Origin of the sequence: Enterobacter sp. SGAir0187, from assembly GCF_002952735.2 — a bacterium.
In the GTDB taxonomy this organism is placed as follows: Bacteria; Pseudomonadota; Gammaproteobacteria; order Enterobacterales; family Enterobacteriaceae; genus Enterobacter; species Enterobacter quasiroggenkampii.
In genome coordinates this window covers 4,532,942-4,550,514 of record NZ_CP025034.2, presented here as the reverse complement: position 1 = coordinate 4,550,514, position 17,573 = coordinate 4,532,942, and the positions used below count along the sequence as shown (strand labels likewise).

Sequence of the window (17,573 nt, the reverse complement as noted above, 5' to 3'; positions counted from 1 at the left end):
CTTAGTTTCCTTGCGGCAATCCGTTCAGCTCGGCCTGGGTATTTTCAGGCGACACCAGCAGAGTAATTTCCACACGGCGGTTACGGGCGCGGTTTTCAGGCGTCGTGTTCGGCGCCACCGGGTTAATCTCGCCCCGCCCTTCCGCTTTCACGCGGTCAGGCTGAGAGAGGCTTCCCTGCAGCATTTTCTGTACCGAGCGAGCGCGTTCCAGAGAGAGTTCATAGTTAGAGGCAAAGCGCGCGCTGCGAATCGGCACGTTGTCGCTATAGCCCACCACCAGAATTTTGCCGCTGACGTTATTCATTGCCTGCGCGATGCGCTGGATGACCGGTTCATAACGGTCACGCACGACGGTCGAGGCAGAGGCAAACAGCCCGTCGCCTTTCAGGATAACCACGCTGCGATCCGCTTCGTCTTTCACCGCGACGAGGCCAGCCTCGATCTCCGGTTTCAGGAAGCCGCGCAGGTTTAGCACCGCCGGAAGCTGACGCGCCGGCTGCTGAATAGTGGTTTCCGGCAGCTGGGACTGGTAAATCTTCGCCAGCACCGGGTTGGTGCTGTCGCCAAGACGCCAGTTGAGCACGATATAAAACAGACAGGCGATAAACCCGGCCAGCGCCACGCAGGCCCAGAGGGGCACCATCGGCCGCCAGAGCTTGCGCAGCACCGGGCGATCTTCCGGATGGGGAGAAAGCGGCGGCGGATAGCTGCCGCGCACGCCGCGGATCATCTGCCACAGTCGCTGCTTGATGGTCTCAAGCTGGGTGCGGCCATTGTCCAGCACCCGATAGCGTCCTTCGAAGCCGAGCAGCAGGCAGTAGTTGATCATCTCCAGCAGCAGAATGTGTTCGCGCGGGTTTTGCGACAGGCGCGCCAGCAGCTGGAAGAACTTCTCGCCGCCCCAGGTTTCGTTATGGAACGTCACCAGCAGGCCATTGCTTGACCAGACCCCGCTGCTGCCCCAGGGGGTGAGCGCGGCAGCCTCATCGAGCGCCGTACACAGGCAGTAGCGTGCCCCGACGATCACTTCGTAGGGCAGCCCCGCCTGCTGGCAGCGGACTTCGAAACGGCGAATTTCATCGATCAGGCGCTGGCGTAGCGCCACCTGATCGTCATGCGATACCGAATGACGGATCTGCGGAATCGCATTGAGCAGCGGATTGGCGGCCGCCACCAGCTGATTGTTGCTACTGGCCCCGGTGAACGCGGCATCGCTGCCGGTATCCTGTCGTTCCTGCATATTAAGCGCTCGCTTTATTATTCTGTCGGGCTACGGATGGCCCAAAACTCCATATCCAGCCCCGGGAACTCCCCTGCAAGGTGCAGGGCGAATGCGCCGGACTTATCCATCTCGTGCCACAGCTCGCTGCCCTTCTCGAGCTCGAAGTAGCTGTAGCCGGCATGCCACGGGATCTGCGGCGGTGCGACCGGCATGGCGCGCAGCATAATGCCCGGCAGCTGAAGCTGAACCAGATCGCGGATTTTCGACACCGGTGCGACCTTCATCTGCGCCGGGAAATGGGTTTGCAGGTGTTCGCCCGGCACGTTGGCTTTGACCGCCAGCACGAAGCCGAACTCACGCACCATGCTGGTTTCAGGCACCGTGGCGATGTTCAGGCCGTGAGAGCGTTCGTTAAGCGGCAGCTGAATCGCGTGGTCTTCCATCACCAGCGACAGCCCCTGACGCAGCATCAGCATCAGCTTGCTGAAGCAGTTTGCCAGATCGTCATGATCGTAAATCGGCAGCACGCTTTCAGCGGTTCGCTGCGACGTCCAGGTGGCGAGCTCGGTCGCAAACGGCAGCCAGCTGCGCCAGAGCGTTTCCGGGTGCAGCAGCGGAAGGGTTTTTAAATGAGACACCTCGCCCAGATGACGGTTAACCAGCGACAGCAGCGTGAACTCAATCAGTTCAGAGGTATTAAAGCGACCGGGCTGGCGCAAACGGCCGCCAATTTGCTGGCTGCGCTGCACCAGCAAGCCGTGCAGATCGTTGATCATGCTGTAGATCTGCGGGCTGTTATTGGCATTCAGCATCGGCGGGATGTAGCTGTTGTCGAGCCGCACGTGGTTGTCATTACGCTTCTCGGTCACAAACGCCACGCCAATGGCGGTCCACTCCGCCGTGAGGTCTTTTTCGAGCATCAGGGTCAGACGCAGGCGGCCAAACTGGACGGTAGCATCCCCCACCGACATGGCGTTATCGTCTTCCACCTCTTGCTCGAACGCGATAAAGCGCGCCAGCGAGGATGGCTCTTCGCTGAAAATTACCTCTTCTCTCTCGCCACGACGAACCGGCAGTGCGAGCACCACCTTTTCGTTGGTGAGATTGTCAGGAATTTTCAGCGGTACTGGACCGTTGCGCCCGTTACGCACCTGGAAAAAGGTGCCGTCCGGCAACAAACCGCTGCAGTAGCTCAGGGCTATGCATCCCTGACGAAGCATCGCTTCATCCAGTTCAACGTCGAGAAAGCCCCAGAGATACGATCGCTGCAGCGCGCCCCATTCACGAACATGGTTGAGCAGATAGCTTTCAGTCCGCTGAAAATGGTGTGGACGCAGGAACATGCCTTCGGTCCAGACGACCTTTTCTGCTTTCGTCATGATGATGTGTTTCCTGTTTTAAAGCGCGTTACTGGCTGATGACCCGAATACCGTTCACGTCGAGAAAAACGTTGGCCTGAAGTTCATCTGCGGACCACTTCCAGAACTGGTAGATATGATTTTCGCCAGGCACGGGCAGAGGGAGTGAAACGCGCCATTTTTTGCCATCCAGCACCTGATACTCCGCCATCACGCCGATATAGCGAGCCTCCGACGAGCTTTGCCCGCTGAGGGTTTTTGACAGCTGTCCCGGCATCAGGAAGAACACATCGCTGTTCAGCAGATTCGCGCCAAGCGTAGCTGACGCGTTGTTCTGCAGGGAGTAGAAGTCGCTGGACATGAAATCCGCATCGGATTTCAGCAACAGTACCCGGACCTTAAGCGGCGCAGATTCATTGATTTGTGGATGAGCCTGAAACTGCAGATTGTAGCGGGAGGGGTCGCTGTGTGAAGACGACGTACAACCACTGACCAGCGCGAAAATCATCGCGTAAAAGGGTAACCACAGCTTATGAAAATTTTTATTATTCATAAAAATGCGCTCATGAAAGCCGTTTAGTTCAGGATCCAGGTACCGTTAGCGCTGTCTTTGCAGGCTTTGCTGTTACCGTCGACATCAACACAGGTCGCTTTTTTACGCGCCTTTTGACGAATAGCCTGTTTACGCACGGTGGCTTCGTACTGGTCAGCCTTGATCACGGCGCGCATCGGAACGTAACCAATCAGCTGTTCGTTACCTTCATCGGCAAGCGCCATCCAGTAGTGTTCAACCTGCCCCAGCACCACGTACGTTTTTCCGGTCTCGAGAGTGCGGATAACTTTACCGCCAAAGTCAGGACGGCTCATCAGGGAGGCTGGATACATGGCACGATACGGCTCGTTAACCGGGTTGAACTCCGTCGGCGCCGTCACAGCGTGACGGTGGGTTAAGGTGACGCCGTTGACCTGGCTGGTCTCGATCGTATCGTCGTTGATCACAGGTTTCTGCGGTGCTTTACAGCCCGCCACCGCCATTACAAACAGAAGTGAAAACAGTACGCGCATTTTCATATGCTTTTCCGTAGCGATATTTCGATGATGGAGATAAGGGGATGAAGTTTGACTTAAGTGCTATTGTTAAAATAGCCAGGATATTTTCGGGGCGTTACTACTTTAAGGGCATAGCTACCGCACGAGCCTTTCAGAATAAGGCCCAGTGTCTTCCTGACATATTTTGACAAACGGTAAACAAGTTTACATGAGCTTCGTATCAATTCAATATTTACCGCCGCGTAACTGTTGGTAAATGAAGCAGTCGGAAAATTATAGGATTAATCCTATGATAAAAAACGACATGGCCCACCCTTTCTTATTTCTTCACCACAAAACGACATAACTTTATGTTTTATATATTAAAAAACACAAAGAAGAACCACTTTCATTAACGCAATCACGCTATTATCGCCACTACCATAATTAGTAGAATTCGCGTTTTTTTGATGTCAAAGGAATATATCTCTGATGAATTATTTGTTGCACTAACAGGGTATCTTTAATATTGAAGACGCTTCATCCTCTGGGTGAGAATATTTCACTTATGCAGCAAGATGTTAATTTCATGCCGCAAAAAAAGCGTATATTTTCGGCCGTAATAATTCCACTGTCAGGTATACCTTATATCTATTATTCATTAAGCGTGAGTAAACCTTCCTGCCATTCTCTCAATTGGAAAATGCCTCCAGCAGCCCACCAGACGAGAATCGCGGCGATATCTCCAGCGCATCAGCTTCATTCGAAGTTTTACTGGCGCTACATATTTTCCTGTTCACCGCCATCTATCTCGCCTACCGGACGATAGATAAGATTTATTATTAAAATGATAAAAATTCGTTATAATTTCTTTAAATATTTAAACACCAGACCAGATAAATTACTGTAATAAAAAGAGTTTGCGTTAAGGCACTTTTCCGTTCCGTATGTGCGTTGCCATTCGGTCGTCATTGCTTTCACCTATTGCTCTCGTCAGTGATTTTTTGAGCTCAGGCGTTGTGTGATCGAACAAATCAGGAGTGGGTATGAACAAGAAAAGACGCTCGGTGCCAGGCATCAGACACTATGACGGCCCTGCTGGCGGCTGGGGCGCATTGAAAGCAACGGCCATTGCGGTACGCACCCAAATGGATACCCTTGACGCCCCCGCGACGCTGCTGCGCACCAACCAACCTGACGGCTTCGACTGCCCGGGCTGCGCGTGGCCTGATAAAGAACACAAATCGACGTTCCAGTTCTGTGAGAACGGCGCCAAAGCGGTGACCTGGGAAGCGACCAGCAAACGCGTCACCCCCGCGTTTCTGGCCGAAAACAGCGTCTCCTCGCTGCTGGCAAAATCGGACTTTGAGCTGGAAGGCTACGGTCGACTCACGCACCCCCTGCGCTATGATCGGGCGAGCGACACCTTCCGCCCCGTCGAGTGGGACGCGGCGTTTCAACGCATCGGCGAAGTATTGCGCGGGCTCGAGCCGGACCAGGTCGAGTTCTATACCTCCGGACGCGCCTCTAACGAAGCGGCTTATCTGTTCCAGCTGTTTGCTCGCGAATACGGCACCAACAACTTCCCCGACTGCTCGAATATGTGTCACGAGGCCACCAGCGTCGGTTTGCCCCGTTCGATCGGGATTGGGAAAGGGACCGTCTCGCTGGATGACTTTGATAAGACTGAACTGGTGATCTCCATCGGCCATAACCCCGGCACTAACCATCCGCGCATGATGGGGACCCTCCACGAGCTGGCCCGCCGCAACGTGCCGATTATCGTCTTTAACCCGCTGCGCGAGCGCGCCCTGGAACGGTTTGCGGATCCGCAGAGCGTGATTGAAATGGCGACCTACAGCTCCACGGATATCGCCTCGACCTATTTCCAGGTGAAGGCCGGAGGCGATGCCGCCGCGCTGAAAGGGATTGCCAAACACCTGCTGGAAATGGAGGCCGAACGCGGGGACGTGCTCGATCGCGCGTTTATTGCCGAACACACCCAGGGCTTTGAGGACTTTGCCGACGATATTGCACAAACCCGCTGGGACGACATTGAGCGCGAGTCGGGTCTGAGCCAGGCGGCACTCAAACAGGTGGCTGAGGCCTATGCGAAATCGAATGCCACCATCATTACCTACGGGATGGGCATTACCCAGCACAATAAAGGGACGGCCAACGTCCGCCTGATCGCTGACGTGCTGCTGATGCGCGGGAATATCGGCAAGCCCGGCGCGGGAATATGCCCGCTGCGCGGCCACTCAAACGTGCAGGGGAACCGTACCGTCGGGATTAGCGAGAAACCCACGCCGTCCTTCCTGAACAGTCTGAAGGATGTGTTCGGCTTTGAGCCACCGTCTCACCACGGCCATGACGCGGTGCAGGCCACGCAGGCGATGATCGACGGCCGCGCAAAAGCGCTCATTTGTCTCGGCGGTAATTTTGCGGTGGCGATGCCCGATCATGAACGCGGCTTTCCGGCCATGGGCTCCCTCGATTTGAGCGTTCACGTCGGGACCAAGCTGAACCGTACCCATTTGCTGGTAGGCAAAGAGACCTTTATTTTCCCGTGTCTTGGCCGTACCGAGCTGGATGTTCAGGCCACCGGCCGTCAGTCCATTACCGTCGAAGACTCGATGTCGATGGTCCATGCCTCATCCGGCAAGCTAAAACCCGCCTCGCCGTTGCTTCGGTCAGAACCCGCTATCGTCGCAGGCATGGCGAAAGCCACCCTGCCGGACACCCGCGTGGACTGGCTGACGCTGGTTGAGGATTACGACCGGATCCGCGATCTGATCGAGCAGACCATTCCTGGCTTTGAGAACTACAACGCGCGGATCCGCGTTCCCGGCGGCTTCCGTATGCCGCTGCCGCCAACGCAACGTCTCTGGCCAACGGCGACGGGAAAAGCGATGTTCTCGGTCTTCGACGGCGTACATGAGAACGCCAGCGGTGAAGGTGAGCATGTTCTGCGCCTGATCACGCTGCGCAGCCACGACCAGTACAACACCACTATTTACGCGCTGGATGACCGCTACCGTGGCGTGTTTGGCCGTCGCGACGTGCTGTTTATGAACGAAGACGATATGGCGCAGTCAGGGCTGGAACACGGCGACCGCGTGGATATCGAAACCGCCCTGCCCGGCAACGGACAGCGTCTGGAAGACATTACCGTGGTGGCGTACAACATCGCGCCGGGGACCGTCGGGGCCTATTATCCGGAGGCCAACGTGCTGGTACCGCTTGATTATCTGGATAAGGACAGCGGTACGCCGTCGTATAAATCCGTTCCGGTTCGCATCACCCTGCGCTCAAAAGAGATCCGCATGCTGTAAGGCTGTTCGCGCAAAGAAAAAGATGGATATTAAACAGTTAAAATATTTAATCGCGCTCGACGAGACGCGCCATTTTGGCAAGGCGGCCTCTCAGTGCAACATCACCCAGCCGACCCTCTCCATGCGCATCCGCAGCCTGGAAGAGGAGCTGGGGCTTGTGCTGATTGTGCGCGGGCAACGCTTTGAAGGGTTTACGCCGGAGGGTGAACGCATCCTCGCATGGGCCCGCGCGCTGCTGGCCGCGCATGACGGGCTACAGGCGGAAGCCGCGCTGTGCAAAGGCCAGGTGGTGGGTGAACTCCGTCTGGGGATGGTGCCGCTGGCGAGTGTGGATCCGATGATGTTTATTCGCCTGCTGACGCAAAAATACCCGGAGCTGACCTATAGCCTCTATTCCATGTCCTCCGCGCAGATTGCCGACGGCGTCAGCCGCAATCAGCTTGAGCTGGGGATTTGCTATCTCAACAGCATCGACACCAGCCAGTTCGATATTATCCAGCTTCCCAAAACGAAGATGGGCCTGCTGCACGACGTCCGCCATTTCCAGCTCGGCCAGGAGAGATTGACCTGGCGCGACCTGACGGATTTTCCGCTGGGGTTCCTGACCAAAGGGATGCATTACCGGGCACATATGGAGGCCAGCTTTCAGTCTGCTGGCATTGAACCGAGGTCCGTTTTCGAGAGCGACTCCACGTTCCAGATCATTCAGGCGGTGCAAAGCGGCGTATGCTGCGCCGTGATGCCGCTGAACAACGGACTGGAAGATCTGAACAGCCATTTCAGGATTGTCCCCATCGCCGATGCGAACATTGAGGCCCCTGTCGGCCTGATTATGCGCCGGCAAAAACCGGTCTCCTCGCTGGCGCTGCGCTGTTTTACCGACGCGCAGGAGATCTATCACGCCAGCAATGAGGCGTAGGCCTGACGCGTCACGACGCTAAACCCCTCAATCAGCACCGCGTCGCAAACGGCCCGGTGCTCCGGCGAACTCACCAGCGCGTGGAGCGCATCGCGAAGGGCGTTCAGGGACTCAGGCGAAGTGTGGGGCGAGGTAATGAGCGGCAGCCCTTGCGTCAGCGGGGTACGGTCAATGACCGCCAGGCCCGTCAGGCTTTCCGGTTCGTGACGCTGCAGCAGTGCCCAGGTGACACAGTCGATGGCCGCGATATCCCCTGCTCCGCGTTTGACATCAATCAGCGACTGGCGATGGCTGCCGCTAAAGGACGTTTGCGCGAAAAACGGACCGTCCGCCGCCAGAGGCGCTATTTTTTTTCGCAGCGCATTGTAGCCGGACTGCGAGTCCGCAGAGTTACAGACCGCTCGGCGGCCGCGAAAATCCGCCAGCGTGAGATGCCGATCCGCCTCGCGCACCACCAGAAAGCTGCGGTACTGGATCCCTTCGCAGCCCGGGGCCGCGTAGTGAAAACAGCCGACAACCTGCACGTCCGGAAGCTGCGTGACCAGCGGGTAACCGCAGGTCTGGCTGAGGATAAGCCCGGGCTGTTGCCAGTGCGTGAGCAGATCGGACTCCGGCCCGTCGGGGAGATCATCGACGGGCACACCGCGTGCGGCCAGCAGCCCCTTTACCGCCAGCCAGAGCGCGCGGGTGTCGGCACGATCCACCGCATACATGGGAAACGCCAGCAGGTTACTCATACCCTTCTCCCTGTTGCTTTCCGGGATGAACGGTGACGTCGACGGGACTGACCCAGAACCGGCGCAGCCATTCACCGTAGCCCCTGACCAGAAAACCGCGGTTTCGCTGCTGGTACGCCCCCCGGTTTTGCTGGTAGATCGCCTTCAGTCCGTACCACGGCACGCCCGGTAGATCATGATGTACTGAATGATAGTTGAGATTCAAAAACAGTATCCGCCAGAACAACCCGGCCTCGTTAATGACGGAGCGCGCCAGCGGATCGTCCGCCGCACGATGTTCGAAAAACGATCGTACCTTGGTCAGCGCCAGCGCCGGATAACTGACCGCCAGCACAAACCAGACGGGTGAAAAACCAACGTGCGTCATCCAGGTGAAGATTGCCGCCAGCAGCGTGATGTGAACCAGCCACATCGTCATCGCCCGCAAGTGAAGATGACGAAACGCCGCCACGGCGCTGCCCAGCGTCTGGACGATATCCAGCAGCGGCGCCAGCAGAAGCCGTCCGGCAAAGGTATTTCGGGCCCGGATCAGGCGCTTCTGCCAGGGGGAAAAGCGCGCCCAGCTCGTCTCGGTAAAATAGTACGACTCCGGGTCATCCACCGGATGGGTCAGGCTATCGTACCGATGGTGGGCCAGATGGGAATCCCGGTACAGGCCGTACGGGTACCACACCGCCAGCGGGAGCGTGCCGAACAGCTGGTTAAGCCAGGCAAAACGGGTGGGATGCCCGTGGATCAGCTCATGCTGCAACGACATATACCAGGCAGTAAACCCGATGAGCAGCAGCGTGGCGGGCAGCAGGCCGAGCGTTTGCCAGAACGCCAGCGTGGCAAACCAGCCCGCATAAATCGTGAACATTAACAGCCAGGTGGGCAGTTCGCTTCGCCACAGGAAACCCGATGCAAGATGGCGGATTTGTTCGCGTTGTTGCGGATGTAAATAGAGGGTGCTTCGTTGACTCATTCCTTCAGACGCCGTTTCGCCAGAGACAGAGCCCTGACGATCGGGGATTACGCCTGAAATCACAAACAACTTAAATCGCTTTGCTTTGCCAGAAACGTGAAGTGCGGGCACTCTTGACTTATTCTGTATTAAAGGTACTTTTCAGGACATGAAGAAGATCCTGATTATTGTTCCCGACGGCGGCATGCTGTTTGAAGCCGCCGGTATCGCCGACATTCTGATGCAGGCCAACCGGCTGCATCCGGAAGGGCTTGCGCAGCCGCGCTACCGAATTATCATCGCCACCACGCAACCTCACCAGGTGATCCACGGCCAGTCTGGCCTGAACCTGCTGGCGGACTATCGTCTGCCTGAGCTGGATCCGCGCGAACCGCTGGACACCATTATCATCACCGGACGCGGTATGAACGAGCAGGAGAGCACCGCCGTAGTCGACTGGCTGCACCTCGCTGCGCCGCACGCCCGGCGGATCGCCTCTATCTGCGGCGGCGCGATGCTGCTGGCCCAGACCGGCTTGCTGAACGGTCGTCGCGCCACCACCCACTGGCGGCTGCTGGAGACCATGCAAGCCCAGTACCCGTCAATCCAGGTTGAAGGCGGCCCACTTTACATTCAGGACGGCCCCATCTGGACCTCCGGCGGCGTGAGTTCCGGGTTCGACCTGACCCTGGCGCTGGTGGAGGACGACTACGGATTTACCCTCGCCCGCGACGTGGCGCAGGATATGGTGATGTATCTGCGACGTCCCGGCGGACAGCTGCAGTTCAGCCGCTACAGCCTGCAGCAGCCCGGCACAGCAGGACCGATAGGCGAGGTGCAAAGCTGGATCCTGCAGAACCTCACCGCCGATCTGTGCGTGGAGAACCTGGCCGAGAAAGCGGCGATGAGCCCGCGTAACTTCACCCGCGTGTTTACCCGCGAGGCCGGGGTCTCGCCTGCCCGCTACGTGACCGAAGCGCGCCTGGCCGCCGCCCGCCAGCTGCTTGAACAGACCCGCGATCCCCTTGAGCGCGTTGCTGAGCAAAGCGGGTTTGGTACCAGCATTAACTTGCGCCGCATCTTTGAGAAACAGCTTCACCTCACGCCCGGCGAATACCGCCAGCGCTTTCACTGCCGCAAGATGGCGTAAACTGATCCTTTTTTGTCGTTTACGCCAACCGGCCCGACGCCTACAGTGACTCCAGACAACAGAGATAAGGAGTACACCATGGTTAAGGTCGGTATTAACGGTTTCGGCCGTATCGGACGTAATGTCCTGCGCGCGGCGCTGGGCAACCCGGCGCTTCAGATTGTGGCCATCAACGATCTGACAGACAGTAAAACCCTCGCCCATCTGCTGAAACATGATTCCCTTCTGGGCAAGCTGCCCGCGTCCGTTGAAGCGGCTGACGGTGCGCTGCAGGTAGACGGCCAGCGGATCGCCGTATTTAGTGAACGCGATCCGGCGAATATCCCGTGGCGGGATGCCGGGGTAGACGTGGTGATTGAGGCCACCGGCTTCTTCACTGAACGGGAGAAAGCGGCGGTGCATATTACCCACGGCGGCGCTAAGCGCGTCATCATTTCCGCTCCCGCGAAAAACGACGACCTGACGATTGTGATGGGCGTCAACCAGGATCAGTACGATCCCGCCCGGCACGCGGTGGTAAGCAACGGGAGTTGCACCACGAACGGTCTGGCGCCGGCCGCTCAGGTGTTGCACCAGCAGTTCGGGATTGAGCATGGCCTGATGAACACGACGCACGCCTATACCAACAGCCAGGCGCTGCACGATCAGCCGGAAAAAGATCTGCGCGGTGCACGCGCGGCGGCGCTGTCGATTGTGCCCTACTCCAGCGGCGCGGCGAAAGCGCTGGGGAAAGTCATCCCCTCCCTGGACGGCAAGCTGACCGGGTACTCCCTGCGCGTGCCGGTGCCGGTGGTGTCGATTGTCGATTTAACCGTGACGCTGAGCCGCAACGTGACCGCCGAAGAGGTGAATGACGCGTTCCGCAACGCGGCCGCCAGCGGCCCCCTGAAAGATATCCTGGGTTATAGCGATGAACCGCTGGTGTCCAGCGATTACCAGGGCGACCCGCGATCGTCAATTATCGACGGGCTTTCCACGCTGGTCATTGGCGGGAACATGGTGAAGATCCTGGCGTGGTATGACAACGAGTGGGGCTTCTCTAACCGCCTGGTGGATCTGGCGGTGCTGATGGATAAGAAAGGGCTGTAAACCTGAGGCCGGGTGGCGCGAACGCTCACCCGGCTAAAAAATCACTCCGCTTTCACTTTCACACCCATAAACACAATCACCATCGCCGTCACCAGCAGGAAACCGCTGCCCGCGAACACGCCGCTGGCACCGTTAAGATCAAATACCGCCCCACCTCCGGCCGCACCGGCGCTTATCGCCAGCTGGATTGAGGCCACCAGCAGCCCCCCTGCACTTTCGGCTTCATCCGGAACGGTGGTCGCAAGCCAGGTTGACCAGCCCACCGGAACCAGACCAAATGCAAAGCCCCACAGCGCGACCAGCAGCCCGTCCAGCATCGCCAGATGACCAAAGGCGACCATCATGAGCGCGAGAACGCCCATCGCAAACGGCACCAGCGCCAGCGTCAGGCGCAGATTACGTGCCAGCAGATGCCCGGCCACGGAGGTGCCCACAAAGTTGGCGATACCAAAGCCCAGCAGGATCAGTGAAATGGTCTCCACGCTCGCCTGGCCCACCGTCTCCAGGAACGGACGCAGGTAGGTAAAGAAAGCGAAATGGCCGCTGAAGATCAGGATGGTTGCCAGCATGCCGCCGATCATCCCCGGACGGCGCAGCACGCGGAACAGCGTACTGAGGCTACCGCTGCTCTCCGGCTTCATGGACGGCAGCACCCAGAGCTGCCACAGCAGCGCCAGCATGCTCGGCAGAATGCAGAGTACAAAGACGTTGCGCCAGCCGATCAGGCTGCCCAGATAGCTGCCCAGCGGCGCCGCGACTACCGTGGCAATCGATACGCTGGAGAAGATCACCGCCAGCGCTTTCGGCACTTTATCTGCCGGAACCAGACGCATCGTCGTGGCCGTCGACATTGCCCAGAATCCCCCGATGGCTATCCCCAGAAGCAGGCGCCCCATCAGCAGGACGTGCAGGTTAGGCGCAAAGGCCACCAGCAGGCTGGAGATAATTTGCAGCACAGAGAAAAACATCAGTACCCAACGACGGTCGATACTTTTGGTTGCCGGGGTGATCAGCAATCCGGTGACCAGCGCCACCAGCGCGGTGGCGGTGACAGCTTGTCCAGCCATCCCCTCGGTCACGCCCAGGCTCGCGGCCATTGGCGTTAACAAACTGGCGGGCAGAAATTCGGCCGTAATCAAACCAAATACCCCCAGCCCCAGTGAATAAACGGCCCGCCAGGCGGGTTTTGCAGGCGCTATCGCCTCGCTCGCCGCGACACATGAACTCATCTGTTGATCTCCCGTTATAAAAATGTGACTAGTGTCGCAAAAGAATAGAAGGTTCACCCTGGACGATCTATGACATATAATCTCCACTTATTGATTATTCGTCCGGAGTTACGCCATGACCGTACAGTCACCCGATTTGATCAGCGAACTTTTACGCGGCATGCGCCTGTCAGGCGTGAAATACCGGCGGATTGAAGCCAGCGCGCCATTTGGCGTCGCGTTTCATCAGGCTCCCGGCAGGGCGCAGTTTCATTTTGTGAGCCACGGTAGCGCCCTGTTGCGCATGGAGAGCGGTGCAACGTTCGAACTGAGCGGTGGCGACGCCCTCTTTATTCCCGGCGGGAATTCCCATGCCCTGCTCTCTGACGAACAGGCCACCCTTACCCCTGTCAACGCCTTTCCGAGCGAGCCTATCTGCGGCTCGGTCTGTGCTATCACCTGCGAGCCCTGCCCGGAGAGCGAGAAAACCCTTATCTTTAGCGGATGCATGGATTTTGAACTGGGCGGCATGCAGCCGCTGATCAAGGCGATGCCGGAAGTGATGATGGTCAGCCGGCTGATGTCTACCTGGCCGGAAATTCATCCGCTGCTGGCGGCAATGGATCGGGAATCCGCGGCGCGTCAGGCCGGGTATGCCGGGATCCTTGCGCGGCTGGCGGATGTGGTGGCGGCGTTAATTGTGCGGGGCTGGGTTGAAGGCGGCTGTGGCAAAGCCACCGGCTGGGTGCAGGTGCTACGCGACCCGCGCCTGAGCCGGGCCATTTACGCTATGCACCAGCAGCCAGGTCTGAACTGGAGCGTCGCCGAACTGGCAAAAGAAGCCGGGACTTCCCGATCCGTTTTCGCGGAACGGTTTCTCGCGGCGACGGGAACGACTCCGGCAAAATATCTCAGCGAGCTGAGAATGCGTCTGGCCATTCAGTATATTCGTCATGAAAACCAGCCGATCGAAACCGTCGCGCTGCGGCTGGGTTACGGATCGCTGGCGGCTTTTAGCCGGGCATTTAAGCGCATCATTGGCCATGCGCCGGGCACGCTGCGGGAAGCCAGCCAGACTCCGGAAGAAGCCTGACTGGCGTATGGCATCAGAAATAGTATTTAAAGCGTACGCGTCCGCCGTAGCGATCGTCGTTTTTATTGTCACCCTCTTTTGGAGAGGCGTTGACCCAGGACGCATACGCGCCCAGATAGATGTTGAAGTTTTTCATCTTCATGACGTTTGGAATGAGGTACGACGTATGGATGGTATGAATGTCGTACTCGCCCGGGTCGCTGATCCAGCAGTCGTTTTCACACTCCGCGTCAAAGGTTGAGGTATTAAACTCGTCGATTTCGTTATGAGCATAGATATAGCCCAGCTCAAAATTACGCCAGAGGGCATTGATGCCTGAGGTAAAGTCGGTTTCGCCCGTCGCGTCCAGGTAAGCCGTGTTGAAGTTCATGACCACCCCGTTCTCCGGATCGGTTTTAAGTCCGTCCCAGGTCATAGTAAATCCGTAGCCGGTCCGGTCTGACTGATCGACCCAGCGCCCGGCATCGTCACGATAGCCGTAAGCGTTGTTCACCAGGTTGGTCTCCATAGCGAACGCGGTTGAAAACGGTCCGCTCTGCAAGGAGATCACCGGGCGCACGTAGGCGACGTTTTTATCGTTCTCAAGCTCTGCGCCGTGATAGCGCTGGTCGACGTACAGATCGCTGCCGTCCTTAAACAGGGTATTCAGTTCGAAATACCAGTTTTCCAGCGTTTTGCTCACCAGGAAGTTACCGCCGCTGTCGGTTCGGCCACGCCCCTCTTTCAGCATATAGATATAGCCGTAGCCGTCACTGTACAGGTCGTCTGCCGTATTGCCCGAGTATTCCACAAAGGTATCCTGATTGAGCGGAAACATATCATACGCTTCGAAGCGGCCAACCTTAATTTCCCAGTCTTTTTCAGAGCCGAAGAAAAATACGGCGTCATCCAGATACATTTGCCCAGCGAGATCGCCGAGCGGCTGAACGGAGAAGCCGGCAAAATTGCCGTTATCCATTTTACGATAACCATCATAACCCAGCAGAATACGTCCATTAATATCCCAGCGTTCTTTATCCCCGGGTGCCCAGTCGTTATTAGCGCTTTGCTTAACAGACGTCAGACTGCCTGTTTTACTGGCGGCATCCATATTAAATTCAACGTCGCCATAAAATTTAATATCACCGAATCCAGAGAGCGTCAGCTTTGGCGGTGCCGTTTTGCTCACCGGTTCTTCTGACTGCACGACAACGGCCGGCGCTACCGGCTTCGCAGCCGCCTGCTGCTGTTTAAGCTCCTGAATTTGCGCTTCCAGTTGCGCCAGTTTTTCTTCCACGCTTGTCGAGGGCTGGGCAGCAAAAAGCGCACCGGAATAGAGCGCGCTCATCATAATTACCGTTTTTTTTAATTTCATAGAATCCATCCTGATTATAAAAGTGAATAGCCGAATATTGAGCCTCGCCATTTCGACTAAATACCCCAGAAGGTGCCATTATGTTTTTTGATAAGTTAATTATGAATTTTAACTTGTGTGATCGGCACTGAAAAAACGTTTCACAATAAACAGAAAAAAGACAACCCACTTCACACTCTTACGCTATTAACCGCATTTATATTTTAACGTGAAATATATATCATTATTTAAAGACATAATTCTTTTAATTCCATTTGTACAACTAATTTTTCTACCCGGTCCTGGCGGGCGAAGCGGTAAATTGTCTGGTTCTGTGAAAAATGGGATATTCAACACGCGAAGCGGCCAATATTCGTCTAAGGTTTTCAGGTGATTGATAACAGCGGTCATGCTGCACAGGAATACAGGAGACGAACCGATGATAAGACCTCGTACTTTACGCCCTGCTTTTTTGCACCTCGCGCTGGGAGGCGCGCTACTCGGTGTGGCAACGCTGGGTTATGCTGACGAACAGCCAGCCTACCAGAAAAATTCCCCCGATATTCTGCTTGGCCCTCTGTTTAATGATGTGCAGAGCGCCAAACTGTTTCCCGATCAAAAAACCTTTGCCGATGCCGTTCCAAAGAGCGACCCGCTGATGATTCTGGCGGATTATCGGATGCAGCACACCCAGACAAGCTTTGACCTGCGCCATTTTGTGGAGATGAACTTCACGCTGCCGGCGGAAGGCGAAAAATATGTACCGCCTGCCGGACAAAGTTTACGCGAACACATCGACGACCTCTGGCCTGTACTGACGCGCACAACGGACAAAGCCAGCAACAAGTGGGATTCCCTTCTGCCGTTACCGAAGCCTTACGTTGTGCCCGGCGGTCGTTTCCGCGAGGTCTACTACTGGGACAGCTATTTCACCATGCTGGGCCTGGCCGAAAGCGGCCACTGGGACAAAATCAGCGATATGGTGGATAACTTTGCTTATGAGATCGACACCTTTGGTCATATCCCCAACGGTAACCGCAGCTACTACCTGAGCCGCTCCCAGCCGCCGTTCTTCTCCCTGATGGTGGAACTGCTGGCGACGCATGACAAAGACGCGCTGAAAAAATACCGTCCACAGATGGAGAAAGAGTATACCTACTGGATGGAGGGTGTTGATGGCCTGCAGCCGGGGCAGGCTAACCAGCGCGTGGTGAAGCTGGATGACGGTTCAGTGCTTAACCGCTACTGGGACGATCGCGATACCCCACGTCCGGAGTCATGGCTTGACGATATCACCACGGCGAAAAGCAATCCTAACCGTCCTGCAACGGAGATTTACCGTGATTTGCGCTCCGCCGCGGCTTCGGGCTGGGACTTCAGCTCCCGCTGGATGGACGATCCGCAAAAGCTTGGTACGATCCGCACCACCAGTATTGTGCCCGTCGATCTGAACGCCCTGATGTTTAAAATGGAAAAGCTGCTCGCGCGAGCGGGACAGGAGGCTGGCGACAGCGCGGCGGCGAGTCGATACGAGGCGCTGGCCACCGCGCGTCAGAAAGCCATTGAGAACCACCTGTGGAACGATAAAGAGGGCTGGTACGCCGATTACGATCTCAAGAGCAAGAAGGTGCGCAACCAGCTTACGGCAGCCGCCCTCTTCCCGCTGTATGTGAAGGCGGCAACGCAGGATCGGGCCGATAAAGTGGCTGCGGCCACCTCAGCGCGTCTGTTGAAACCGGGCGGGATCACCACCACCACCATCAACAGCGGCCAGCAGTGGGATGCGCCAAACGGCTGGGCACCGCTGCAGTGGGTGGCAACGGAAGGGTTGCAGAACTATGGGCAGAACAAGGTGGCGATGGACGTGACCTGGCGCTTCCTGAAGAATGTTCAGCATACTTACGACCGCGAGAAGAAGCTGGTGGAGAAGTATGATGTCTCATCTACCGGTACCGGCGGTGGCGGCGGTGAATATCCGCTGCAGGACGGCTTCGGCTGGAGCAACGGCGTGACGCTGAAGATGCTGGATCGGGTATGTCCGAAAGAGAAACCGTGTGACAGCGTGCCGGAAAATCAGCCTGCGGCGAACGATGAGGTGGCACCAGTGAAAGCGACGGCGCAGTAAGTGAGTATTGCCGGGTGGCGGCTACGCCTTAC

14 protein-coding genes are annotated in these 17,573 nt (G+C 57.1%); 6 read left to right on the top strand and 8 right to left on the bottom strand.

All coding sequences use genetic code 11. From position 1 onward, the window contains the following. Position 1 precedes the first annotated feature (1 nt). From CWR52_RS21750 to CWR52_RS21735, 4 genes are read right to left on the bottom strand one after another with little or no spacing between them, the layout of a single operon-like run. Entirely contained in the window at positions 2-1,240 is a 1,239-nt protein-coding gene (locus CWR52_RS21750; RefSeq protein WP_104950735.1) for a DotU family type VI secretion system protein, read from the bottom strand. 17 nt (positions 1,241-1,257) lie between these two features. Beyond that, a complete protein-coding gene (gene tssK / locus CWR52_RS21745; protein WP_008502649.1) occupies positions 1,258-2,601 on the bottom strand; it encodes a type VI secretion system baseplate subunit TssK in 1,344 nt (447 codons plus the stop codon). 28 nt (positions 2,602-2,629) lie between these two features. Continuing rightward, entirely contained in the window at positions 2,630-3,133 is a 504-nt protein-coding gene (gene tssJ, locus CWR52_RS21740; protein ID WP_104950734.1) for a type VI secretion system lipoprotein TssJ, read from the bottom strand. A 23-nt stretch (positions 3,134-3,156) separates the two neighbouring features. Then, positions 3,157-3,651: a hypothetical protein gene (locus CWR52_RS21735; protein ID WP_104950733.1), complete on the bottom strand. Its 495-nt coding sequence runs from the start codon at positions 3,649-3,651 to the stop codon at positions 3,157-3,159. 1,004 nt (positions 3,652-4,655) lie between these two features. On the opposite strand from CWR52_RS21735, the gene CWR52_RS21730 reads away from it, so the two are divergent. Both CWR52_RS21730 and CWR52_RS21725 read left to right on the top strand, forming a co-directional pair. Beyond that, on the top strand, positions 4,656-6,944 hold the full coding sequence (locus CWR52_RS21730; protein ID WP_104950732.1) for an FdhF/YdeP family oxidoreductase: 2,289 nt from the start codon (positions 4,656-4,658) through the stop codon (positions 6,942-6,944). 22 nt (positions 6,945-6,966) lie between these two features. Next, on the top strand, positions 6,967-7,863 hold the full coding sequence (locus CWR52_RS21725; RefSeq protein ID WP_104950731.1) for a LysR family transcriptional regulator: 897 nt from the start codon (positions 6,967-6,969) through the stop codon (positions 7,861-7,863). Here CWR52_RS21725 and CWR52_RS21720 read toward each other — a convergent pair. Then, positions 7,842-8,600 carry a phosphate/phosphite/phosphonate ABC transporter substrate-binding protein gene (locus tag CWR52_RS21720; RefSeq protein WP_104950730.1) on the bottom strand — a complete coding sequence of 253 codons (759 nt, stop codon included), beginning with the start codon at positions 8,598-8,600 and terminating at the stop codon, positions 7,842-7,844. The genes CWR52_RS21725 and CWR52_RS21720 overlap by 22 nt on opposite strands. Then, positions 8,593-9,564, bottom strand: a complete 972-nt coding sequence (locus tag CWR52_RS21715; RefSeq protein WP_104950729.1) for a fatty acid desaturase — start codon at positions 9,562-9,564, stop codon at positions 8,593-8,595. Before CWR52_RS21715 ends, CWR52_RS21720 begins: the two co-directional genes overlap by 8 nt. A 148-nt stretch (positions 9,565-9,712) precedes the next feature. On the opposite strand from CWR52_RS21715, the gene CWR52_RS21710 reads away from it, so the two are divergent. Together CWR52_RS21710 and gap are read left to right on the top strand one after the other, a co-directional pair. Beyond that, positions 9,713-10,693, top strand: coding sequence for a GlxA family transcriptional regulator (locus CWR52_RS21710; protein WP_104950728.1), 981 nt, complete (start codon positions 9,713-9,715; stop codon positions 10,691-10,693). Positions 10,694-10,771: 78 nt separating this feature from the next. Continuing rightward, on the top strand, positions 10,772-11,782 hold the full coding sequence (gene gap, locus CWR52_RS21705; RefSeq protein WP_104950727.1) for a type I glyceraldehyde-3-phosphate dehydrogenase: 1,011 nt from the start codon (positions 10,772-10,774) through the stop codon (positions 11,780-11,782). Between the two features lie 41 nt (positions 11,783-11,823). On the opposite strand, the gene CWR52_RS21700 is transcribed toward gap, so the two are convergent. Continuing rightward, positions 11,824-13,011, bottom strand: a complete 1,188-nt coding sequence (locus CWR52_RS21700; RefSeq protein ID WP_104950726.1) for an MFS transporter — start codon at positions 13,009-13,011, stop codon at positions 11,824-11,826. 115 nt (positions 13,012-13,126) lie between these two features. Between CWR52_RS21700 and CWR52_RS21695 the strand changes: the two genes are divergently transcribed. Beyond that, complete coding sequence (locus CWR52_RS21695; RefSeq protein WP_104950725.1) at positions 13,127-14,083, top strand: AraC family transcriptional regulator; 957 nt, start codon at positions 13,127-13,129, stop codon at positions 14,081-14,083. Between the two features lie 13 nt (positions 14,084-14,096). On the opposite strand, the gene CWR52_RS21690 is transcribed toward CWR52_RS21695, so the two are convergent. Next, a complete protein-coding gene (locus tag CWR52_RS21690; RefSeq protein WP_104950724.1) occupies positions 14,097-15,437 on the bottom strand; it encodes a carbohydrate porin in 1,341 nt (446 codons plus the stop codon). Positions 15,438-15,855: 418 nt separating this feature from the next. Here CWR52_RS21690 and CWR52_RS21685 point away from each other — a divergent pair, with 418 nt between their 5' ends. After that, positions 15,856-17,541: an alpha,alpha-trehalase gene (locus CWR52_RS21685; RefSeq protein WP_104950723.1), complete on the top strand. Its 1,686-nt coding sequence runs from the start codon at positions 15,856-15,858 to the stop codon at positions 17,539-17,541. The last annotated feature ends 32 nt before the right edge of the window (positions 17,542-17,573 follow it).